This window comes from Novosphingobium sp. KACC 22771, assembly GCF_028736195.1.
Lineage (GTDB): Bacteria > Pseudomonadota > Alphaproteobacteria > Sphingomonadales > Sphingomonadaceae > Novosphingobium.
The window spans coordinates 2,832,373-2,855,233 of record NZ_CP117881.1; the positions used below are offsets into that span (position 1 = coordinate 2,832,373).

Sequence of the window (22,861 nt, forward strand, 5' to 3'; positions counted from 1 at the left end):
TATTGTTTTAATGCTATTAATTTACAAATACCGTTCCATCGAGAGCAGCGCCCCCACCGACCCGGCCCAGGCTCTCGGCAAAGATCAGCTCCAGATCGGGAAAGATCACGAATTGCCCGCGCGGGCGGGCAATGGCGCGGATGAAATCGGCCCGCCAACGCATGCCCACCGGCGGGGCGTCGGCCACCGTCACCCCCTCCATCGCGGTGACATCCAGCACCTTGTCAGCCAGAATGCCCAAAATGGTGGGTTCGCCTTCCACCTCTGTCTCGATCACGATGGCGCGGGTGTCCTGCCCCTGCGTGGCGCGGGCCATGCCAAAGGCCACGGCCAGATCGGCCAGCGGCACAATCGCCCCGCGCACATTGATGAGGCCATTGGCAAAGGCCGGCGCGCCCGGAACCCGGGTGATACAGGGCACCTCAAGGATCTCTCGCACGGATTGGGCGTCGATGGCGAAGATCTCGCCATCCAGTTCAAAGGTCAGCACGCGTTCGGGCAACGCCATCGTGCTCATGCCACTTCCCCCGCTCTCTCGCCCAGCAGGCGCTGGTTCTTTTGCGCCGCCATGATCAGATTGCTGACGTCAAGGATCAGCGCCACGCTGCCGTCGCCAAGGATCGTCGCGCCCGAAAAGCTGCCTTGGCCAACGTGAAAGCGGGACAGGGATTTGATGACGGTCTGGGTGTTGCCGATGATCTGATCGACCACCAGCCCGACCCGGCCGCGCCCCTGCCCCACAATCACTACCTTTTGAAACAGGTCCGCCGGATAATCGGTGCCGAATGTCTCACGCAGGCGCAGATAGGGCACCAGTTCGCCGCGCACATCGAGGAAATTGCGCCGCGCGGTCGACGTCACCTCGGCGGCGGGCAATTCGATGCATTCCTCGACCACGGAAAGCGGGATCGCGTAACGCCCCTCACCCACGCGCACCAGCATGCATTCAATGATCGCCAGCGTCAGCGGCAGATGCAGCGTCATGGTCGTGCCCATGCCCGGCGTGCTGGCGATGTCGATGGTGCCGCGCAGGGATTCAATGCTGCGCTTGACCACATCCATGCCCACGCCCCGGCCCGACAGGTTGGTGATCGCGGCGGCCGTCGAAAATCCGGGGTGAAAGATCATCTGGAACAATTCGCCATCGCCCAGCAAAGCGCCCGGCTGGATCAGCCCCTGCGCCTCGGCCTTGGCGCGCACGCGCTCGTGGTCGATGCCCCGGCCATCGTCGGTGATGGCGATCAGCACCTCGCCGCCCGCCTGCCGCGCCGACAATGTCAGGCGGCCGGTCACCGGCTTGCCCGCCGCCACCCGGTCCTCGGCGCTCTCCAGCCCATGGTCGCAGGAATTGCGGATCAGATGGATCATCGGATCGGCCAGACGCTCGATCACGGTTTTGTCGACCTCGGTCGCCTCGCCATGCGTGACCAGTTCGATGGTCTTGCCCGTTTCGCGCGCCAGATCGTGGACAAGGCGGCGGAAACGGCCAAACAGATTACCCACCGGCATCATCCGCATCGCCATCGTCGTATCGCGCAATTCGGCCGACAGGCGCTCGATATCCTCCGACACCGCGCGCAGGGTCAATGCATTGACCGCCCCCGCACTCGCCGCCAATTGGGCCAGACGGCTCTGGGCGATGACCAGTTCGCCCACCCGGTTCATCAGCTCATCCAGACGCTCGGCGGGGACGCGCACGCTTTCCTGCGCGGGCGGGGCGGGTTTGGCCACCGGCGCCGGGGCGCTCAGCACCGCGGCGACCGGCAGCACCGCGACCGGCTCGTCGCCATGCTGCGGCTCAACCAGCGGCGTGATCGCCATATCCATGTCGTCGATGACAAAAATGAAGACATCCTCGATGTCCTCACATGTCACATCGCCTTCGATCACGATTTCCCAATGAATATAGCATTCGGTGGGCACCAGCGATGCCAGAGGCGGCAGCTCATCAAGGCGCGGCGTGATCCGGCAATCGCCCAGTTCGCGCAATTCATCGAGCAAGGGCAAGGGGTTGGTGCCGTTGGCCATCGCGCCGGGGGGCAGTTTGAAGGAAATATGCCAGCCTTTGCGCTCGACCTGAACGGGGCGCGGCACGGCCACGCCATCGCTGTTGGCCACCGCCTTTTCCAGCGCGGACAGGATTGCCTCCCCCGCCACCTCCAGCATGGGATCGCCCTGCGTGCCCACATCGATCAGCGCCTGCATATGGTCGCGCGCCGAAAGCACCACCCCGATCAGCGCCTGACTGGCCTCGGCCTGCCCCTTGCGCACGCGGTCAAAGGCGGTTTCGCAATGGTGGGTAAAGCGGGCCAGCGCCTCAAACCCGAACATCGCGCCCGAGCCTTTGAGCGTGTGCAGCCCGCGAAACACCTCGTCAACCAATCCGGTATTGGTCGAATCCCCGGCCAGATCGAGCAGCGCGCGCTCGACCGTTTCGAGCAATTCGCCCGCCTCCACCCGAAAGGCGGCGACCGGATCGTCCTGCGTCACCGGCCCAGCACCTTGCGGGCGATCTTGACCAGTTGATCGGCGTTAAAGGGTTTGACCAGCCACCCGGTCGCGCCCGCCGCCTTGGCCTGCCCCTTGACGCCATCATCGCTTTCCGTGGTCAGGAAGATGATCGGCACGCCGGTCTGCTTGCCGCTCTTGCGGATTTCGCGGATCATGGTCAAACCGTCCATGCGCGGCATGTTCAGATCGGTGATGATCATGTCGAAACGCTGGGCGCCCGCCTTGGACAGCCCTTCCATGCCATCGCCGGCCTCGGTCACGGTATAGCCCGCCCCGGTCAGGGCGATCCGCACCGCCATGCGCAGGCTGGAGGAATCATCAACGGTAAGAATGGACGCGCTCATGCGGGGATAACTCCGTGAAACCAGAAATCGATATCGGCATGGGTCTGGGGATATAGCCCGGTGCGGGCCAGCAGCGAGATCAACACCGGATTGGCCGGCGCGGTCAGGCGCAGATGGCGATGGTTGGCCTCGGCCTCGACCCGCGCGGCAAGGATCAGTTGCACCACGCCCAGATCGCCCGTTTCAAGGCCATCGACGTCCAGATCGACATCCTGCCCGGCCAGAAACGCCGCGCACAGGGCGTCATGCGCCGCGCCGATCGTGGGCAACGTCACATCCTGCGCCAGCTTTACCAATATCGCCATAGCCAAGCCCAACCCATACAAGGGTCAACCAACTGGCCCTTGCTCCGGGATGGCTTATCAAAAGCGTATAGATACTTGATTTGGGACGGCCTGCGTAGTCTCACGCAGTCGGGGCGCAATCATAGGGCGCGCAACGGAGCCGTCAGGCCAGGATGGTTCGGCGCAAATGCGCTTTTTCGAACATGCATAAACCGGCCCGCCGCGCGCATGACACGGCGGCAGGACCGTTGCGGGATCAGCTCCGGCTCAATTCTGCCCTGGCCGCCGCCACCTTGTCGGCCAGACGCGGATCATTGAGCAGCAGCGTGGCCGCAAGCGTGCCGATGACCTGGCTGGCCTGCACATCGCTGGCATAATGCGCGCCGCAATATTCGCGGCTCATCGCATAATCCTGCGCGCGGTCCATGATCTTTCCGGCCTTGGCGGGCACCAGCCGCGCCAAGGTCACGCCCACCGAATAGCCCAGCGTCGAATGACCCGAAGGATAGGAACGATAGGCAGGCTTGGCCGGATCGGCCTTGCCTTCGCAGAAAGGCAGCGAGGCGTCGGCGCTGTAGGGCCGCATGCGGTGAAACTGATCCTTGGCGATGCTGGCCACGACCGAGGATTCATGATTGACGATTTCGAGCAATTCCCACGTCGCGGGCAGCTTCTTCAGGTCAATACCCAGCGCGTCGTTGAAAATCGCCGGATCTTCATGGATCGCATCCTGATAGGCCTGCTTCAGCCGCTGGGGGCTGGCCGTCGCGATCAACTGGTGCAGCATGGCCAGTTCGCGCGCATTGGTGGGCATATCGCGCGCCACCGGCGCGGGCAGGATCAGCACCGGCTGAACCAGCGTGGCATCCAGATAATGCAGCGCCTTGGGGTTGGCCGGAGCGCTTTGGGCCGATGCGGTTTGGGCCACCGCCATCATCGGCATGGCCGCCGCCATCAGGGCCGCGCTCAGTATGGTTTTCATCATCGCGAATTCCTTCCTTGCGCGCGGGGCGACCCATGCGGGAATGACCAGACACACGGATTCGGCCTGGCGGGCCCGACAGCCTGCGCCTAGGCACAGTTTATGACAGAGATATGACAGCGCCCGATCCTGAATGAATACCGGCGGGTCCGGGGCGTTTTTACGCAAACTTCACGAGATCCCACCCAGCTTCGCGTGGAGGCTTTATGCCGATGGGGCGTAGAGACGGCCCTGCTCTCAGGCAGGAACAGTCCGATGTCATCCACCCACCGCCCCTTCATCACCCCCGGCCCCCTCGCCGATCGCGCGCTCCGACTGACCGGGGCAGGCTTGCTGGTGATGGCGGCGGGGTTGGCGCGGCTGCTGTTTATCGGGCGGCACAGCATGCCCGCCCATCCCGTCTCGCCATGGGAAATGGCTGCTGCGCTGGGCGCGGTGCTGCTTTTGTGGGGCGGCAATGTGCTGGCTTTGGCGGGCGATGCCCTGCTGCGCCCGCTGCCGCGCCCGCCCCGCCCGCTTTAACTCTTGGGCTTGATCAGCTTGACCGTGTTGGTATTGCCCGGAATGCTGAAACGGACGAAATCGCTGCTGGCGCTGCATGCCGCGCCGCGTTCGGGGCGATAGCTGGGCTGATAACGCACGCCGGTAAACATGGCCCGCGCCGCCTCGGTAAAGACAAAGGGCGGATAGGCGATCACGGTGCGGACCTGCGCGGTATGGCCGTTGGCCTCAATATCGAATTCCGTGCGCGACCATCCCTCAAAGCCATAGCGCAGCGCTTCCATGGGAAAGTTGCTGCCGGAATTATTGGCATTGGTCAGCGCCGGACGCGGCCCGATCAGCGCGCATTGCTCCTGCGTCAGGCCGGTGGCGGCGAACCATTGTCCGGCCTTGTCCAGATCGCCGCTGCGCGCCGCATCATTGGCCAGCCGCAATTGCGCGAATTGGCGCAAGGGGTGATGTTCGGCCAGCCGCTGATCCTGCGCCACCCGGAGCAGCGCGGCGCGGGAGCGCTCGGCCTGATCGACACGGGGGCGGCGCGGCGCACCGATCAGCAAGGCGCTGTCCTGCGCCAAAGCATCGCTCGCCAGCATCGGATCCTCGGCCAGAGCCAGCAGGCGGTCCATTGCAAGCTGTTCGTCATCCTGCTTTTTGCCCTCCGCCTTGGGCCGGGCGGATTCCAGCAGCACCACCGCCGTGCGCGCCGCCTCGGCGGGAATGGCGGGCGATCCGCCCCGCGCCAATACCAGCCCGCGCTCGATCGAGACCTGCCGGTCCTGCGCCCCGCGCAGATCAACGTGGGCCAATTCAACCCGCGCGATCAGCTCGCTCTGCGCCTTGCCCGCCTTTTGCGCAGCCTCGGCGGCGGCCAGCCATTGCGGCCATTGCGCCCCCGCCTGTACACCCAATGGCGCGCCGGATTGCACGGCGGCAGCGGCCCATTGATTGAAACGCACCATCAGCGGGCTGAGAGGAGAAATTCCGCCCGTGCCCTCGGCGCGGGTACAGACCATTTCGACCCGCGTGGCGGCGCGAAAGAAAAGGGGAATGCGCGCGGCCTCCTCGCGCGGCCATGCCCATTGCTGAACCGCGCGGGCAAAGGCGGCGGCCTTGGCATAGGAACCGTTGGTGTAAATGGTGCGCGCCCGCGCCACCTGTCCCTGATCGTCAATGCTGAATTCGACCACGGCGCGATCCTCCGGCTCCAGCCCGGTGTCAGGGCCGCAGACGGGCGGTTCCATATGCGCCGCCTTGGTAAAGGGCGATTTTTCCAGCCTGCCCGCGCCCGATTGCGCCATATAGCGATAGGCGGCCTCGCGGTCGCGGGCCAGCATGGCCGCCTGCGCCAGATCGGCGCGCAGCAGCGTGTCATCCAGGCTGAGGCGATCAGAGCGCGTGTCGGTCAATTTCAGCGCCTGATCCAGCGCTTCGCGCCCTTCCTTGATCCGCCCGCGATTGAGCAGGATGCGCCCCTTCATCATCCGCCATATGCCCTGCGCACGCTTGTCCGGCTTTTCCCCGGCCGAGGCCAGCCCATAGCCTTCCTCCACCGCATCGAGCGCCTGATTGTCACTGTCAAAACTGGTCAATTGCGCCAGCCACATCAGCGTCTGCGACCGCTCCTGCCCTTTGAGCAGCGCCAGCGCGGCCTTGTAATGGGCCAGCGCCGTATCATGATCCCACCGCGCCGCGGCCAGATTGCCCAATCTCTGCTCGACGCGGACCACTTCGTTGGAAAATTCTTCGCCCGCGCGGGTCAATTGCGGCAGGCCCTGCTGCACCAACGCCTCGCCTTGGGCGGTCTGGCCTGTGGCGATCAGGCAGTCGCCGCGCCGCACCGCAATGGCCGCATAGGGCAAGGTGCCGGGCTTGACGCGCGGGTCATCGGCCAGTTGCGCAAAGAGCGGCAGCGCCTTGACGCAATCATTGTCCGCCCATGCATCGGTGGCGGCATTGAACAGGGTTTGCAGGTCAGGTCGGGCGCCGGAGGCCGGTTGCGCAAAAAGGGGCGACGCCATCGGCAAAGTCAGCAAGGCGGCCAGTGCCACGCGCGAGATCTGCAACACACTTCTCCCGATTTACACCGCCCGATCATGGGCATAGTAAGTTGCGATGCGAAGACTGTCCATCGCCCTTTGCGCAACTTTCCTGACCGCATCCCCCGCCCCGGCCCAAGCGCCAGCGGGCGCGGGACAGGTCATCCTGCTGGGCGCGCGATGGTGCGCGCCCTGTATGGCCGAATGGCGCGAACTGGCCGCGCTGGTGGTGGCGGCAAAGCCGGATCGGGTCGTTCTGGCATGGGTGGACCGGCCAATCCCGCCGCCCCCGGCGCTGGTCGGACAGGTCGCGATCATGCCCCAGCCTCAGGCGCTCGAACTGGCCCACCGGCTGGGCGGGGAAGGCTTTGGCCTGCCCATGGCCGCCTATGTCCCGGCGGGAGGGCGCCCCTGCGCCCCATGGCGCGCACCGCTGGGCGTCGGGGATCTGGGGGCCCTGCGCCAGTTGTGTGGGCGATGAAGGCCTGATTCGTCTCGCTCATGACAAAAGGCCCGCGAACGCATGGTACGCGGGCCTTTTGCCTGTCAATCAGCGGCCATGACCGACCAAAGCATCAGAAGCGGATCGTCAGGCTGCTGCGCAACCCTGCGGCCGAGACATTGCCCAGATAGCCATCGGTGGTCCAGGTGATGCCCGAGGTCAGGCGCGCCTGAACCCCAAGACCGCCCTTGAACCGGGTCGAGGCAAGACCGGGATTGGCCACCGTCATGGCCACATCCTCGACGCTGACATTGCCCGTGACCAGACGCATCGCATGCGAGAGATCCTGATCCAGCCCGGCCGAGGCGAACAGGCGGATCTTGGACGCCACCTGATAGCCCAGCTTCAGCTGACCCTTGAGCATCGCATAGTTCTGGCTCTGGCGGCGGACCGACAGATTATCCAGCGCATCGGCGCCGCTTTCGGTAAAGCCATTGACCGCACTGTTCACGCCCAGCATTTCGAGCGAAGCGTCAATCGAGAGCGGGCTGGTGGCGCGGAAATATTCAAACCCGCCGCCATAGACCGTGGCATGGCCGCGCACCTGACCAAAGGAGGCGGTGCCCGCATTGGTGGCGCGCGAACCGTTCAGATTGTACTCGCCATACGACACCCGGCCGATCATCCGCAGGCGGCCCTTCAGCGCAAAAGGCACCACCGCCCCGGCCGAATATTGGTCGCCCTTCAAACGGCTGTTCATCCAATCCGAATTCACATGGCCATTGCTGCGCGCATAGGAGATCTGGACCATGGCCGGCGCCCATTGGGCCGCCGCGCCAATGTTGAAATGATCGTTGTCGACGCGATATCCGGCATAGCCGTCCTGATGATCATTGCGCGTGTTGTCCGTGGCATAGGACCCGGTCAGGTAATAATGCGAAGCCTTGTCGAAATCCGAACCGTTCAGATCGAGCAGATTGTTGATGACCGAGGTCTTCACCTGATCGATCAGGCCGACATAGGCTTCGGGCGATGCCTTGGCAAAGACCTGCGCGGTTGAAGCGCCCGATGCCATCGCCCCGGTCAGATATTCGATCAGACGCCCGCCATAATACTGGCTGACCCCGCCGTTCGAATTGACGCGGATCTGGTTGAGCATGGCGCTCTGATTGGCCGTTTTGGCGGCGGCCGCTTCAAATCCGGCGGCGGTGTAATTGCCAAGGCCGACCACGGTGCCGGTGGCAAGATTATAGGCCACCGCCTTGTCGAACTGGCTGGTCACCGCGCCGAAATAGCCCGAAACCGCGCCCGGCGCGAATTTGAAGAGCTGCACCTTCTGGCCCAGACCCAACTCGAACGTGTTGGCATTCCCGATCGAAAGCGTCGCCCCGTTGGCAATGGCCAGCTTGCCCGACACGACAACCTGATCATAGCCCCCGGCCGCCGCCGCCAGGCCCGCCCCTGCATTGCCCTGAATTTCCATCCTTGCCGTCGACAGATTGCCCAGCGTCAGATTGGTCATGGCGAGCACGCCGGGCGAATTGCCGGGGGCCAATATGCCCGCACTGGCGCCGCCGACCGTGACCGAACCGGTGATCGTTCCCACACCGCTCAGTGTGCCGCCGCCATTCACCAGCACCGCATCGGACACCAGCGTCCCGCCAGCCGAGCCGTCGCTGTTGCCCATATGCAGCGTGCCGCCATTGTTGACCTGCGTGGATGCGGTGTTGACCGTGCCCATCAGGTTCAGCAGGCTGCCGTTGACCAACAGCGATTTGGCGTTGAGCGTGCCACCGCTCAAAATGTTGAGCGTGGTGCCCGACTGCATTTCAAAGGCGCCGCCTGTGGCATTGATCGTGTTGCCCAGCGAGAATGAGCCCGAGGTCACCTTGATGGTGCCGGTTCCCGCAATCGTGCCGTAGAAATTGCCGCCATTGGCCAGCGAGAGGCTGTTGGCGCCCAGATCAATCAGGCCCGCGCCGGTCAGATTGTTGATGGTCTGGTTGCCCGCCACCAGCACCAGAGCGGCATTGGTGGCGACATTGACCGCCAGCGCGCTGTCCAGAATACCCGCACCATTGACCGCGATCTTGCCCGCCTCGATGTCGAGATAGGAAGTGGCAAAACTGCCCGCCGCCCCCGCCAGCGTCAGGGTTGCCCCGCCGGTCTTGACCAGCGAGGAACCCACACCCGAAATCGACCCGGCATAGGTGCCGTTGGCCGTCTGGTTCAGCGTATAGACCGAACCATTGGCCAACTGGATCGCGCCGCCCGCGCCCGAAAGCGAACCGGTGGCCAGATTGCCGGTCAGGGTGAGCGAACCGGCGTTCTGGGTATAGGAACCATTGACGGCCATGTTGCCCGTCACGCCGATCGTGCCGCTGTTGGTCAGATTGCCCGCAACCCCGGTGTCGCCCGCCACGTCCAGCGCGCCGCTGTTCACGGCATTGCCCCCGACATAAAGGGCGCCGCCATTGGCGAATTGGCCGCTGTTGGTCAGGTCGCCGCCGACCTGAACCTGGCCGAACGTCGCGAATGTCCCGCTGTTGGCTGCATTGCCCTGAACATAGAGTCTGGCGTCCCCGGTCCATTGGCCGCTGTTGTCCAGATTGCCGCCGACCGACACATCGCTACCCGCATTCAGCGTGCCGCTGTTGCTCGCATGGCCGCCGATGGCAAGGGCGGTGGCATCGCTCAACTGGCCACTGTTGTTCAGATTACCCGCAACGCTCAGGCTGCCCTGCTCTTTCACGCTTCCCGCATTGGTCAGATCGCCGCCGATGTTCAGGCTGGAGTCCGCGCCCAGCATCATGGTGCCGGTTGCGTCATTGTCGACCGATCCGGAAACAGTCACCGCGCCAAGACTGTTGAACGCGCCGCTGTTGTTGACCGAGGCCGCATACAGCGCCGCGCCCTGCGCCTGATTGATCGTCCCGCTGGTGGTCAGATCGGCGAGCACTGCCTTGACGTCGGCGGCGAAATTGATCGTCCCGCTGTTGATGGTCGCCCCGTTCACATAAAGCGAGGCAAGATCGGGCGAGACGAAATTGGCATTGAGCAGGCCGCTGTTGGTCAGGCTGGCCATTTGCGATGCGGCATTGAGCAGCACCGTGCCTGCATTCGTGACTGCGCCGATAATGTCATTGGTGCCGACGATGAATTTTGCGCCATCATCCACCGTAACCGCCAGCGTGTCGGCCAAGGTGCCGCCGCCCGTGGTGTCAATCGTTCCGCCGTTGACGGTCAAGCCGCCCGTAAACATATTGGCGCCCTTCAGCGTCAGCGTGCCGGCGCCTGTCTTGACCAGCGAACCGGCGCCGATGATCGTGCCCGAATAGGTGCTGTTGCCCGACTGGTTCAGCGTCAGCGTGTTGGCGATCAGGCCCGAGGCGCTGCCCAGTTGCAGAACGCCTGTGGGGTCCTGAAATCCGGTCGTGGTGATGGTGCGCGAAGCGGCAGTTTCATCCGCGCCGGTGCCATTGCCCAAAACGACCATCAGGCCATCATTGGTCACGCTCGATGCCGAGGTCAGATCTCCGCCCAGATTGAAAGTCGCGCCATAGGCGTTGCTGACCGCGCCCGAGGCGTTGAGGCTGTTGCCCGTGGTGATCGTGCCGCCTGCCTGATTGGTGATGCTGCCCGTGGCGGCGGCCCCGCCCAGATGGAGCGCGCCTGCATTGACCACATTGCCCAGCGTCGATGTCGAGGCCAGATTGACCGAACCGTTATTGGTGATGTTGCCTGCCGAAACCGCGCCATAGGCGTTGAGCGCGCCGCCCTGTGCGACATTGACCGTGGTAAACTTTTCCGCGCCATACAGATCGGCCTGCCCGCCGGTAATGGTCAGATAGCCGCCATTGGTCGCGTCCATCATCCGGCCGACCGCGCCATTATAGCCGGTGCTGACCAAACCATTATGCACGGTCAGGCCCGACAGGCTGTTCTGCCCGGTGAAATAGGCGGTGCCGCTATAGCCGGTGTCATTGATTTCCAGCGTGCCATTGGTCCATTTGCCAGCCATCACGGCGTAGTCGGTGTTGACGGCAGCATTGTCATAGACCGCAATCCGCCCGTTCAGACCGTTGAGATTGACATTGTTGAGCAGCGTCACCGCGCCCGTACCGTAATCGGAACCAAACAGCAGGGTGGAACCGGCGGTGACAAAGCCGCCCGAATTCCAGCCCAGTTCCTGACGGGTCGAGCCATTGTTGATCGCGCCGAAATTGAGCACCAGCCCATCATCGCCTGCGGCAAAACCGCCGCTGCCCGACCACGATATCTGGGTGGCCAGCGAACCGATGCGCCGCTCGATCGTGCCCGAGGTCAGCCAGACGCCCGAGGTGTCATTCGACAGGTTCGCGCCGATCGTGCTGCTGCCGTTGAACTGCACATGGCTGTTGGCGTTGATGCCGGTGCCGTCATCGGCCTGCAGCGTGGCGCCCTCGATATAGGTCTTGCCCGAATAGGTGTTGGCGCCCGCGAGCTGGACAAGGCCGCCGCCCGTGATGTGCAGATCCGCACCATTGCCCGATGCATAGGAGGCGCTGCTGATGCTCGACGCGCTGTCATCGGCAATGCTGCCCTCGATGCGGATCGTATGGCCCGCGCCGGGTGCCAGCGTCACGGTGCTGCCCTTCATCATGAAGATATCGCTGCCCGCCGCATCACCCGCCGCGCCGCCGTTGACCGAGGAGCCGGCCATTACCGCATTGTTGCGCAAAAGCGCATCACCGGTCACGGTCAAAGAGCCGCCGCTGCGCACAAACACCGCGCCGCCATAGCCCGAACCGCCGCCGCCGCCCGCGCCATTGTTGGTGGTCCCGCTGGACCCCGCGCCGCCGCTAAAGCCGCCCGCGCCGCCCGATCCGTCCGATCCGGTCGCGCCGCCGACATTGCCGCTGTTCGCCGAGGATCCGCCCGTGCCGCCCGAACCACCCGAGCCGCCGCCCGCGCCAAAGCCGCCATTGCCGCCATTGCCGCCATCGCCGCCGTCGCCGCCGATGCCGCCGCCGTCGGTGCCCAGCGGCGCCGCTGCATTGCCGCCGTTGCCGCCGTTGCCCCCCGTACCGCCGCCGTAAAAGCTGCTGCCCGCCGCGGCCTTGCCGCCCGCGCCGCCACTGCCGCCATTGCCCGATGCGCCCGAGGTATAGGCATCAAACGTCTGTTTGATCTGATAGGCAGCCTGGGCGGCGGCCTGCGCAGCATCGCTGGTCGCCTGCGAGGCTTCGGCCGCGGCCAGTTCGCCCATCGTCACCGAAATAGCGGTCAGGCCCGCCGTAAGATTGGCCGTGGTGGGGCCGCCGACATTGGCCCCGGCCGCCGCCGTCGCCGCCAAAGTGGCAAATTGGGCCGAGAGCGCGGCAAAGGTTGAATCCTTTGCCGTGGTCGTGGCCGCCGTCACCAGATTATACGCCGCCGTCAGCGCCGAAATGACAATGTCGGTCGAGGATGTCGAACCGTCCGAGCCATTCCCGCCTTTGCCCCCGTTGCCGCCAACGCCCAGCGCTGCGGCCAGACCGGCATGGCCCGCATAGCCCGGGCCGCCGTTCGTGCCATTGTTGTCGGCGTAATCGCCCGACGCATTATTGCCCGCCGCCCCGTTCAGAAGCGGGAGAGTGATATTGGAAAGGCCATTCATCGAACCGCCCACATTGCCCACGCCGCCCGTGCCGCCAGTGGCCGTGTTGCCGGTCAGTTCGACATTGCTGAGCGTCAGATTGGCGCCGCTGTTGACGAAGAACACACCGCCAAGCCCGCCGCCGCCGCCGCTGCCGCTGCCGCCCACGGTGCTGTAATTGGTATAGACGGTGATCTGGTTGCTGCTGCCAACGGTAAGAGAACCGTTAACGATTGTTCCTCCCGCGCCCTGGCCGTCGATGATGGCCGGATTGTCGGCGGCGCGCGCGGCGGCGCCCAACGGCAAAAGGCTGATGGCAAGGATCGATGCCGACTGCAAAAATGCTGTGTGCTTCTTCACGAAACTACCTCGAAATAGGATGAATTTCAATTTTTTGTTATTTAAGTGTTAACTTATTCAAAAGCCGCACGAGAACATTGAGCGATGACTGAAGAGATACCCCCTGATTACATTGGTATCATTGGGATCGCTGGACGCTGTTGACCGCTGCCCGCTGCCCCACGGCCTGCTCGCAACTTGCGCCATTGCCCCGCCCTGTCATTCCCATGCGTAATGGGCGCTGCGTTAGAAGCGGAAGCGGGGGCGGCACCAGATCAGGCTGGCTCATTTTGAAAAAACGAAGAATAAAAATGGTTTGATCCTTACCCCCCAAATCTGCCACTGCGACCATCATCAACGGCGGAACGATGTCGCCGGGGAGATAATAAGGGTCGCAAGGGGAGTCCGGTCGTGCAGTCGCTTCGCTTTCCATGGTCGCTGACGCAGATTGCCAAGCTGCCCCGGACAAAGATCAGTCTGGTTGCCGATGAATTCCTGTCGGCCAAAATGCAGCGCGGCAAACAAGAAGTGCAAGGATCGGTAGTCAATCCGCCAGTAAAGCGGGCAAACACGCTAGCCACCTATCGTCTTGTCATCCGCCTGCTGACGGAAATGCAGCTTTGCGGCGTTGTCGCGCTTTCGCGACTGGTGGGGCAGGATCATCTGGGCGGCAACGCGCTGGTCGCACTCTTGGCCGAAATGGGCCGGTTCAACCCGGAGGCGCTCGATTCAGAAACACCGCGCATCCATCGCCCGATCACCATCCGCGCGATGGCGCGCTCGTTTCACCGCCCTTATGAAACCATGCGGCGGGCGCTGCGCCGATTGGCCGAACTGGATCTGGTGGATTTGGGCGATGATGGCGTGGTGCTGCGCGCCGGGGTGGCCCGGCGGCCCGAGATCGCAGCCTATCTTGTGGAAATGCATGACATCATGGTCACATTTCTGGAGGATCTGTTTGTCTTTGCCCGCCTGCCCCGGCCCGGAGGCCATGTCGCCCCTTGGGCCGAGCAATCTCACCAGCAAAGGCTGATCAAAATTGCAGCGCTGGATCTGCATCTGCTCTCGGTTGAAGGGATGCAGGGCATTTTCAATGATTGGTCCGGGCTGCTGCTGGCCGCCGCCGTCACGGCGGGCAACACGCGCGGGATCACCTATCATCCCGAACTGGCTTTTACCTATGCCTCGGCCGAGAATATCCCGCCAATGCACCTGCGCCTCCCCGTTCCGTTCAAGGCCTTGTGCGACGCGTTGCCGCTTTGCCCGACCACGGCGTGGCGGCGGATCACGGCGATGAAATTGCTCGGTTCGATCAAGACCATTGACGGCGGACTGATTTTGGAAAGCAGATGGCTGGCCCACCCCACGCTGATCGCCAATGCCTGCGACCGGATAGAGCGGATGCATGCGGTCATCAACCGCATGGCGCAAAGCGGTGTGCCGCTGCACGCCATCGAGAAGCTGTATATTCACCGCAGGGCCGAGCCGATCCCCCTTTAGCCAAGAGCTCTACGGCATGAGGCGGTCGGCGGTCAGGCCCAGCTTGCGGCTCTTTGGAGTGTCCCACCCGGCGGTGCTTCAGATAAGATCCATCGCCGCATCCATGCCCGGCAGGTCGAGAATGCCCGCCAGCCGGGCCAGCGCCGTCTCCAACCGATCACGCGAGCGCGGCGCACCCACGCACAGGCGCACCCCCGCCATGTCCGCCGGACCGCAAAGCAAGGCGCTGGCCGGGGTCAATTGTACCCCTGCCCGCATCGCCCGTGCCACCAGCCGCTCGCCATCCAGTTCCGGCATGGGCAGCCACAGATGCGGGCAACGCGCGCTGTGCACCGGGGCCAGACGGTCGCCAAGGCGCGAGCGGGCCATCGCGGTGCGGGCCGCGATCTCCCCGCCGATTTCGCCGACAATGTCATCGGCGGTGCCATCCTCGATCCATTGCGCGGCAATCACCGCGCCCATTGTGGGCGGGGCATAGCTCTGCGCCCGGATGGCGGCGATCAGGCGGTCGAACCATGCCGCATCGGGCGCCTCCAGAAATCCCACGCGCAGACCGGGCGCCACGGTCTTGGACAGGCCGCTGAGGTAGAAAGTGCGCTCCGGGGCAAAACTGGCAAGGGGCGGCGGGGCCTCGCCCTCGACAAAGGCGCCATAGACGTCGTCCTCGATGATCCACAGATCGCGCCGCCGCGCGACCTCGGCAATGGCGCGGCGGCGATCGGGCGACATGATGCTGCCCGTCGGGTTTTGCAGGGTGGGAATGGTGTAAAGCACCCGCGCGCCGCCCGATGCCGCCCGGTCCAGCGCTTCTGGCAAGAGCCCCTCGGCGTCCATCGCTACGCCCTGCATCCGATAGCCCGCCTGCTGCGCCAGCGTCCGCACGCCAAAGAAGGTGGCGCCCTCGACCAGCACCGTATCGCCGGGACGACAGAGCACCGCAAAGGCCAGCGCCATTGCCTGTTGCGCGCCGGTGGTCAGGATCAGCCGTTCGACATCCACGCCATCGGGGCGACCATGGCGCAGCAGCCACGCCGCCGCCGCTCGCCGATGCACCGGCAGCCCCGCCGCAGGCACATACCCCAGAGCGTCAAGCAGTTCGGCGCGCCCCAGCAGCCCGGGCAGCGTTTTGGCCATGCGCCGCTCGGCGGGCAGCAGCGGGGGAATGTTGTGCGAAAGGGCGATCATCGCCTCATCCTGTGGGGCCGCAGGAGGCGCGGCGACAAAACTGCCGCTGCCCACCCGCGCCTCGATCAGGCCGCGCCGCGCCGCCATGCTGTAGGCGCCGGTCACCGTGCCGATGCCAAGCCCCATCCGCTGGGCCAATTCGCGATGCGGGGGCAATTTCGCGCCGGGTTTCAACCGTCCCGCCGCAATATCCTGCGCCATGGCGTTGACCAGCCGTTTGACCAGACTGTCGCCTTCAACATCGAGATCAGGTGTCCACATCGCATCAGGCCCTTATTGTCACAGTGACAATAAATGCTTTGACTCGATGATTGAGTCAAGAGAAATGCACATTGTCACATGATGGAGAAATGACAATGAGTCTCGCAGTTCTGCTGGCGCTGGCCTCCTTCTGCCTGGTGGCCACGGTCACGCCGGGGCCGAACAATATGATGCTGCTGTCTTCGGGGGCCACCTTTGGCCTGCGTCGCACACTGCCGCATCTGATCGGCATTTCGGGCGGCTGCGCGATCATGGTGCTGGTGCTGGGGTGGAGCGTGGCCGGGTTGATGACCCAGATGCCGATCCTTTACACGCTGCTCCATGTTGCCTCGACGGCCTATCTGCTCTGGCTGGCGTGGAAAATCGCAACCTCCAGCGGGCTGCATGCGGGTGGCGCGCCGGGGCGGCCCTTCACCATGCTGAACGCGGCGGGCTTTCAATGGGTCAATCCCAAGGCCTGGGCGATGGTGCTGGGCGCGGTGGCCAGCTTTGCCCGACCCGATCATCTGATGGCCGATGTCGCGGTTATCGCGGTGGTGCTTGTGCTGGTCGGCTTTCCCTGCATCATGCTGTGGGCGGGCTGCGGGGCGGTGCTGATGCGCTATCTTCAACACCCTCACGCCTTGCGCGCGTTCAACTTCGTGATGGCCGGGCTGCTGGTGGCCTCGATCATCCCCGGCATCGTCGAAGGGGTGCATGAAGCAGCATCGGGCAACCACAGCCGGATCGGCCTGACGGGCGCTCAATAAGCGGCATTCAACCCATCACCGAGCATCTCTACTCGGCCATGCTGGTGCCGGACCGCGTGCCGGGCGGCAAGGCCGGGGCCAGCCGCGCAACGGGGTCAGTGTTTAAGGGGTGATCGGTCGATCAATCCACCATATCGGCCACCAGCCGCTGCATCTCTGCGGGGGTAAGAACCCCGGAGGAAAGCGGGCCGACCATGGCGGGATGGATTGACGAAGATTTCAAAGAAGCGATAAATTTCAGAATAATACGCATAAAGATTGTCAAAAACTCAGAACTGTTGCGGTCTTTTGCCGCATGGGATTGGATAGATCGAGCCACCCGCACCCATGGACCGGGATCGGCCATGGTGGGGTGGGTTTCCCGCGCCCGGCCTGCGATCACGCAAAGCGGATCAAGCAGGCTGGACGCGGGCCGCCGCGATAAAAAGAAACTTTTCATCACGACGGACAGTTCCCGGTGTCCCTGCGGGCACCGGCGAACATGTGGATCAGGCAGAAGCCAGATTCACAGCGGACTGCTTGCCACGGCGATCGGTTTCGACCTCATAGCTCAGGCGCTGGTCCTTGTTCAGCGTGGCCATACCGGCATTCTGAACGGCGCTGATGTGAACAAAGCTGTCATTGCCGCCATCTTCGGGCGCGATGAAGCCATAGCCTTTATCAGTATTGAAAAACTTGACGGTGCCGATGGGCATGGGTGTTTCCTTTTCACGAAAACAAGAGAACCCACCCGCGATAGTGCGGATGGAGCAAGAAGCATGTGAAAGGAAGGATAACCGAACGAATCGGATTCAAATTCCGTCGCAGGCGACGTTAGCAAAAGAGCCAATGGACTTTTTCCCGCGCAAAGTCAATTTAAACCGCGCAAAAGCGGCCAACCGATTATCGTGGCGGGTTGGACCGATATGGCGTAAATGCCCCAGGAGCCCTTTGGATCCGCTTTACCATCGGCTGTGCATCCTTGCCGGAGTTGTCTCCATTACCTCGCCCCATCCCGCATCCTCCTCGCGCCAAGTGCTTGTCGATGCCGACGCTTGCCCGGTGAAGGAGGAGATCTACAAGGTCGCCTTGCGCCATCAGGTGCCCGTCATCATCGTCAGCAATCGCCCGATCCGCATTCCCGAACACCCATTGGTGCGCCGGGTGGTGGTCAGCGATTCCTTTGATGCGGCCGATGACTGGATCGCCGGGGCCAGCGCGGCGGGCAGCATGGTGATCACCGCCGACATCCTGCTGGCCGACCGCGCGATCAAGGCGGGCGCCATGGTTCTCTCCCCCACGGGCAAGCCGTTTACCGCCAGTTCGATCGGCGGGGCGATTGCCACGCGCGCGATCATGGCCGACCTGCGCGCGGGCGCGATGGGCGATGCCATCGGCGGGCCGCCGCCCTTTTCAAAGGCCGACCGGTCGCGCTTTCTCTCCGCGCTCGATGAGGCGCTGGGCCGCCTTGCGCGCAGGTAATCGGCCCCTTTTTCAGCGCTGCGGCGATCCCTCGCCGCTCGTGCCTGCCAACAACAGCGCGCCCTGCGCTTTTTCCTGCGAGGCATAGCCGCCGTAGAGGACGGGGATCATGATGGTTCTGGCCAGATCTCCCCGGCCCTCGCGCACCAGTTCTCTGGCCAGATCAAGACGCGGAGCCGGGGCGGCGGGATTGGCCCGCGTTACCTTGACCATGCCGATCAACGCCTGCTGGGGCGGGGTTTCTCCTGCCTTGGTAAAGCTCTCGAAATAGGCAATCTGTGCCATTGGCGCCTGATTGTCGGCCGCTGCCGCGCTCGACAGAATCTGGCGCGCCGCATTCAAAGCGCCCGCACGCCGGTCGGCCGTCTCGGCCATCGCCTTGTCGGACAAGGCCAAACCTTTCCATGCCAGCGCCGTCCCATTGTCGGGCTTGCGGGCCAGCACGGCCTCGGCCTGCTGAAGGCACAGGTCGTCATGGCCCTCGCGGCATTCGGCCTCGGCCAGCAGGAGATGGACCTCTTCGGCATCCTTCACCGGAGCCAGATTGTCGCGCAGAGCGTGGAGCCAGCCTTCCCGGCGCCCGGCGTCCTTGTCCTCCACCCTGGCCTCCATTTGCAGCCGCGGCGCGATCAGGGCCACCTGTGCGGGCGAGAGGTTGGTGACGATGGGGTCCTGCCCCGCATCCTTGCCCTTGTCGGATCGGGCATAGAGGATGTTCGATTCCAGATAGACGTTGAATTCATGCTGAAGCACGCGCAGATCGCCCAGTTCCTCGGCGGCCTTGGCCATCGGCGCGCCATGGGCGATGGCCGACATATATCGGGAAAATCCGCGCTGCCGATCCGGTTTCAGCCCCGAATAGAGAAAGAAATGCGCCGTCAGCCAGGCATGGTACGGCGTCCACACCATCTGTCGATAGCCCGGCTCCAGATAGCGGCCCGTGACAATGTCGCCCATCCGCACCGCGCCATAGGCACGCAACACCTGTTTATAATAGAGCGGCGGCGCGGCGTAATCGAGAGCACCATCGCCCCGCATCGCCACGGTCGAAAACAGCGCGCCCACTCCGTCGAGATACCAGCGCGGATAGGCCGAGGGGAGATGCGAGAGAATGAAATGCTGGGCCACCCCGGAATAGAGCGCAGCCGTCCACGGCCGGGGAACGGGCTCGCGATTGACGCGTCCGGCGTCAAGGCAGTCCTGATCATTCTCCATCGCATTGTCGCAATCGCGCTCGCGCGCTTCGGGCGTGTTGAGGTCGATGATCTGATCGGCGCGCGCCACAGCCATCACCGCGCCATCCGCGCGCGGGTCGTAATAGCGCTGATCGCTCAGCCCCGCACCATAAGGCCCCTCGCCCGAACGCACATTGGCCAGCCCCAGATCCTTGAAAAAGCTCCGCTTGCCAAACAGGGTGATGGTCAGCTTGCCCACTTCGTCATGGGCCTGATCGATATGATACAGGCGGGCCAGCAGATGTTGCAGCTTTTCCAGATGGACCGCGGTTTGCCGCAATTCGGCCTCACTGCCATCGCTCATCACGATAAAATGGTCGGTTTCGGCCCGGTTCCATTTCCCCGGCGCAGTTTCGCCCCCTTTTACCAGAATATCGGCGGTCGGATGGCTCGGCTCCTGCTGAGCCAAAACGGGCGCGGCGAGAGGCAAAAGGGCAAGCGCGGCAAGGAGCGAATGGCGCAGCAAAATCTGTGATCCCGATTAGGTGGAAAGAATGGTTTGTCAGAAACCCGTCATGCCGAATTGCCGGTAGAATTCGCCAATCGCCGGATTGAGCAGGCGCGAGGCGGACCAATCGCGGCGCGCCGCCTCCACATCGCCCGCATCCCGTTCGGCCTGGGCGCGCAGGAGATAGAGGAATGACTGATTGGGATAGAGCTCAAGCGCCTGATTCAAATCCGCGATGGCCTCTTTCCAATGGTGGAGCCGCCATTGCAGCATGCCGCGCATCTCCAAAGCGGAGGCGGCCCCCGCCCCGCCGATCTGGATCGCGCGGTTGCAATCGGCCAATCCATTGTCGAGATCGGTGTTCAACAGCCCCTTCAGGCGGCAACGGCCCACCAGCAGACTGGCATTCTCCGACCTTTTGGCCAGGGCCGCATTCATCGCCGCCAATGCCCCCGCCACATCGCCGCGATAGGCCAGCACATCGGCCTTTCGGGCATTGTTAAACGGTTCCTGATTGCCGCCATTGGCGATCAGACCGTCCAGCCGGACCAGCGTCTGGTCGCTCTTGCCCGCCCATGTTTCAAGGAAAACCAAACGGCCCAGCGATGTCAGATCCGATGGATCGAGGTTATAGGCGCTGGTCATATCCGCAACGGCATGGTCCTTGTCGCCGATTGCCTCGTACAGGCCCGCCCTTTCGCGATACAGCACCTTGTCGCCCTTCAGCGCCAGAGCTTTGGTAAGGTCGGCAATGGCCTTCTGCCGTTCGAAAATCTCGGTCTCAAAGGCTGCCCTTGCGCGATAGCGCTCGGCATCGTCGGGTTTTTCCGCAACCCATTGGTCCAATACGGCCATGGTCTGGTCAAACAGATGGTCGCGCCGGGACTGGTCAAAATCGCGCCAGGCCGCAGGATAGCCCGCATCGGTGCGCAGATACGGCAGCCGCGCGATCAGGTCGGCGTCCTGCTTGCGCATGGCGGGAATATCGGCGGCGGCCAATTCGCCACCGGCGCGCAGGTTATGCAGCGAGAGGCGCCATTGGCCATCACGCCATTGCGCCTCAACCCGCTCGCTGCCACCGGTGGGGAAGGCGCGCTGGACATCGGCCTGACCCTGCATGGTGATGCCCTTGCCCCCGCGCGGCAGACGGAAGGTTTCCTCGATCACCACATGCTGCGCATTGCCCAGCGCAACCGGCACCGATTGCCATATCGTGCGCGATCGGTCGGGATATTGCGTGGGCCGGACAAGGTTGGTCGGCAAGGTGTACCGGCCATCGCTGCGCCGCCATGATGATGTGATGACGCCGTCGGCGGTTATCGTGCCCGCGCCGCTGGCCGGATCATAGGCGAATTGGGGATGCACAAAGATGCTGTTCTCGCGCACGCTGCCCAAAACCCGGCGCAGGGTCTGCGCCTTGCCTTCTGCGTCCAGATTGGCCAGGCCCGAATTGAGTTGCCCCGCCAGCGAGCCGCGCAGTTGGAGGCTGATGCGGAAAGGCGCCATCAAACCAACGCCTGCGCGCATATCAATATCGCTGTGCACCTCGATATGGGGCCGCGCGGGCGGGCGCAGCGGCGCCTGCAAAAGCTCGGCCCCGCCCGCGCGCACCGGCAGGACCCAGCCATAGGCCGCCACATCGTCCAGATCGGCCTCCCGGCTGCCCAGAGCGGTGCCATCCAGCCAGAGCACGGACGCGCCGACATGGGCCAGCACCATCACATGGTCGAAAGCCGCCACCGAGGGCAGCCGTTCATGCACCAGATCGCCATTGCGCAGATTGGCCAGCGCCGGCTCCCCCTCGATCCCCAGCTTGTGCAATATGGCCAGCAGCAGCAGCGTCTTGGCCTTGCAATCGCCATAGCGCGTGGCCCAGGTCTGCTCCGGGGTTTGCGGGACCAGATTGCCGCCATTCATCGCCACCGCGAAATAGCGCACCTTGTCCTGCACCAATTGCAGCGCCATGGCCGTGCGTCGCCGGGGATCGCTGGCGGCGGCGGCAATCCGGGCGATTTCCTGATCCAGATCGCCGCCCGGCTTGATCGCGGCCGATGGCGCATCGATTCGATAGAGCGGAGCCATGGTGCGGCTGACCTCGGCCCAATCGGCAAAGTCGGAAAACTCGGCAATCGGGGGGCGGGCAAACCGGCCGGGCGCCTGCGCCGCCGGATCGCTCTGACGGGCAACAGGCATGGATACCTGCCATTCGTGCCAGCCATGCTCGGATTTTTCGCTGGCCACCACATCGCTCAGATAGGTTTTCCAATGGACCTTGTCGGCATCACTCCACACAACGCGGGCGCGGCCAAAGCCCATCGGCACCGGCTGGGGCAACAGCGGCACCGCCATATTGACCCGCCCCAACAGCGCGGGATCCTTTTCGGTCAGGGAATAGCGGCTGACAATCGTATCGCCCACCTGAAGTCCGGTGATCGCCAGCGTCGCGGTCAACGTTCCGTCAAGCTGAAGCGATTCCAGTTTGGCCTCGCGGCGCAGAACCGTGAAACGCTGACCCGATGCCAGAACATCGATGGCCTTGCCATTGCGCAGGATGTCCACCCCATGGACGATCAGATCGCCATGATCGGGCCGCCAAGAAATCGTGAGCGTGCCCGAGCGCGCCATGGTTTCGGGCGTATCGATCCGGCGGGCGGTGGCCACATAGGTCCAGACCGCGCCATGGTCGATCCGCGCCTGAACATCATAAAGGCGCAGGGTCGGCGCAGCGCCTTCCTTATCCGCCGAAGGGGCAGCGGGCGCCGGCAAAACCCAATCGGGCGCCGGGCGATAGACGGGCTGATCGCCCGCAAGCGCGGGCATGGCGGTATGGAGGAAAGTGGCCCCCAGCAGCGCGGCGGCAAGAGACATGCGCGAAAAGCGCGCGTTTGGGACGTGCTGCATCAAGGCGATTCCCGGCAAGGAGGAGGAGGGATTTCGATTATCAGCGCGACCCGTATAGTAATTGC

General features: G+C 63.9%; 17 protein-coding genes. 5 read left to right on the forward strand and 12 right to left on the reverse strand.

The annotated features are described in order from the left end of the window. Window positions 1–16: 16 nt before the first annotated feature. The 5 genes from PQ467_RS13105 to PQ467_RS13125 all read right to left on the reverse strand — a co-directional run bounded on the left by PQ467_RS13105 (window position 17) and on the right by PQ467_RS13125 (window position 4,124). Complete coding sequence (locus tag PQ467_RS13105; protein WP_274173827.1) at window positions 17–517, reverse strand: chemotaxis protein CheW; 501 nt, start codon at window positions 515–517, stop codon at window positions 17–19. Then, on the reverse strand, window positions 514–2,490 hold the full coding sequence (locus PQ467_RS13110) for a chemotaxis protein CheA (RefSeq protein WP_274173828.1): 1,977 nt from the start codon (window positions 2,488–2,490) through the stop codon (window positions 514–516). Before PQ467_RS13110 ends, PQ467_RS13105 begins: the two co-directional genes overlap by 4 nt. Next, the gene (locus tag PQ467_RS13115) at window positions 2,487–2,855 is read right to left on the reverse strand and encodes a response regulator (RefSeq protein ID WP_274173829.1); all 369 of its coding nucleotides are present in this window, start codon (window positions 2,853–2,855) and stop codon (window positions 2,487–2,489) included. Before PQ467_RS13115 ends, PQ467_RS13110 begins: the two co-directional genes overlap by 4 nt. Then, the gene (locus PQ467_RS13120) at window positions 2,852–3,160 is read right to left on the reverse strand and encodes an STAS domain-containing protein (RefSeq protein WP_274173830.1); all 309 of its coding nucleotides are present in this window, start codon (window positions 3,158–3,160) and stop codon (window positions 2,852–2,854) included. Before PQ467_RS13120 ends, PQ467_RS13115 begins: the two co-directional genes overlap by 4 nt. 235 nt (window positions 3,161–3,395) lie before the next feature. After that, on the reverse strand, window positions 3,396–4,124 hold the full coding sequence (locus PQ467_RS13125) for a phosphatase PAP2 family protein (RefSeq protein ID WP_274173831.1): 729 nt from the start codon (window positions 4,122–4,124) through the stop codon (window positions 3,396–3,398). Window positions 4,125–4,376: 252 nt separating this feature from the next. Between PQ467_RS13125 and PQ467_RS13130 the strand changes: the two genes are divergently transcribed. Further along, complete coding sequence (locus PQ467_RS13130) at window positions 4,377–4,643, forward strand: hypothetical protein (RefSeq protein ID WP_274173832.1); 267 nt, start codon at window positions 4,377–4,379, stop codon at window positions 4,641–4,643. On the opposite strand, the gene PQ467_RS13135 is transcribed toward PQ467_RS13130, so the two are convergent. After that, on the reverse strand, window positions 4,640–6,685 hold the full coding sequence (locus PQ467_RS13135) for an energy transducer TonB (RefSeq protein ID WP_274173833.1): 2,046 nt from the start codon (window positions 6,683–6,685) through the stop codon (window positions 4,640–4,642). The genes PQ467_RS13130 and PQ467_RS13135 overlap by 4 nt on opposite strands. A gap of 49 nt (window positions 6,686–6,734) precedes the next feature. Between PQ467_RS13135 and PQ467_RS13140 the strand changes: the two genes are divergently transcribed. Then, window positions 6,735–7,139 carry a hypothetical protein gene (locus tag PQ467_RS13140; protein WP_274173834.1) on the forward strand — a complete coding sequence of 135 codons (405 nt, stop codon included), beginning with the start codon at window positions 6,735–6,737 and terminating at the stop codon, window positions 7,137–7,139. Window positions 7,140–7,233: 94 nt separating this feature from the next. On the opposite strand, the gene PQ467_RS13145 is transcribed toward PQ467_RS13140, so the two are convergent. Then, entirely contained in the window at window positions 7,234–13,077 is a 5,844-nt protein-coding gene (locus tag PQ467_RS13145) for an autotransporter-associated beta strand repeat-containing protein (RefSeq protein ID WP_274173835.1), read from the reverse strand. Between the two features lie 390 nt (window positions 13,078–13,467). Between PQ467_RS13145 and PQ467_RS13150 the strand changes: the two genes are divergently transcribed. Beyond that, entirely contained in the window at window positions 13,468–14,556 is a 1,089-nt protein-coding gene (locus PQ467_RS13150) for a hypothetical protein (RefSeq protein ID WP_274173836.1), read from the forward strand. A 78-nt stretch (window positions 14,557–14,634) separates the two neighbouring features. Here the strand turns inward: PQ467_RS13150 and PQ467_RS13155 are convergent, their stop codons facing one another. After that, window positions 14,635–16,002, reverse strand: a complete 1,368-nt coding sequence (locus PQ467_RS13155) for an aminotransferase-like domain-containing protein (protein WP_274173837.1) — start codon at window positions 16,000–16,002, stop codon at window positions 14,635–14,637. Between the two features lie 95 nt (window positions 16,003–16,097). Here PQ467_RS13155 and PQ467_RS13160 point away from each other — a divergent pair, with 95 nt between their 5' ends. After that, window positions 16,098–16,751, forward strand: a complete 654-nt coding sequence (locus PQ467_RS13160) for a LysE family translocator (protein WP_274173838.1) — start codon at window positions 16,098–16,100, stop codon at window positions 16,749–16,751. Window positions 16,752–16,872: 121 nt separating this feature from the next. Here the strand turns inward: PQ467_RS13160 and PQ467_RS13165 are convergent, their stop codons facing one another. After that, a complete protein-coding gene (locus PQ467_RS13165; RefSeq protein WP_274173839.1) occupies window positions 16,873–17,190 on the reverse strand; it encodes a hypothetical protein in 318 nt (105 codons plus the stop codon). A 49-nt stretch (window positions 17,191–17,239) separates the two neighbouring features. Then, window positions 17,240–17,446 (reverse strand): cold-shock protein, encoded by a 207-nt coding sequence (locus tag PQ467_RS13170; protein WP_274173840.1) that lies wholly within the window; start codon window positions 17,444–17,446, stop codon window positions 17,240–17,242. 283 nt (window positions 17,447–17,729) lie between these two features. Here PQ467_RS13170 and PQ467_RS13175 point away from each other — a divergent pair, with 283 nt between their 5' ends. Continuing rightward, entirely contained in the window at window positions 17,730–18,212 is a 483-nt protein-coding gene (locus PQ467_RS13175) for a YaiI/YqxD family protein (RefSeq protein ID WP_274176158.1), read from the forward strand. 12 nt (window positions 18,213–18,224) lie between these two features. Here PQ467_RS13175 and PQ467_RS13180 read toward each other — a convergent pair whose 3' ends face one another. Next, on the reverse strand, window positions 18,225–19,913 hold the full coding sequence (locus tag PQ467_RS13180) for a tetratricopeptide repeat protein (protein WP_274173841.1): 1,689 nt from the start codon (window positions 19,911–19,913) through the stop codon (window positions 18,225–18,227). Between the two features lie 36 nt (window positions 19,914–19,949). Beyond that, window positions 19,950–22,796, reverse strand: a complete 2,847-nt coding sequence (locus PQ467_RS13185) for a DUF3857 domain-containing protein (RefSeq protein WP_274173842.1) — start codon at window positions 22,794–22,796, stop codon at window positions 19,950–19,952. Window positions 22,797–22,861: the final 65 nt, after the last annotated feature.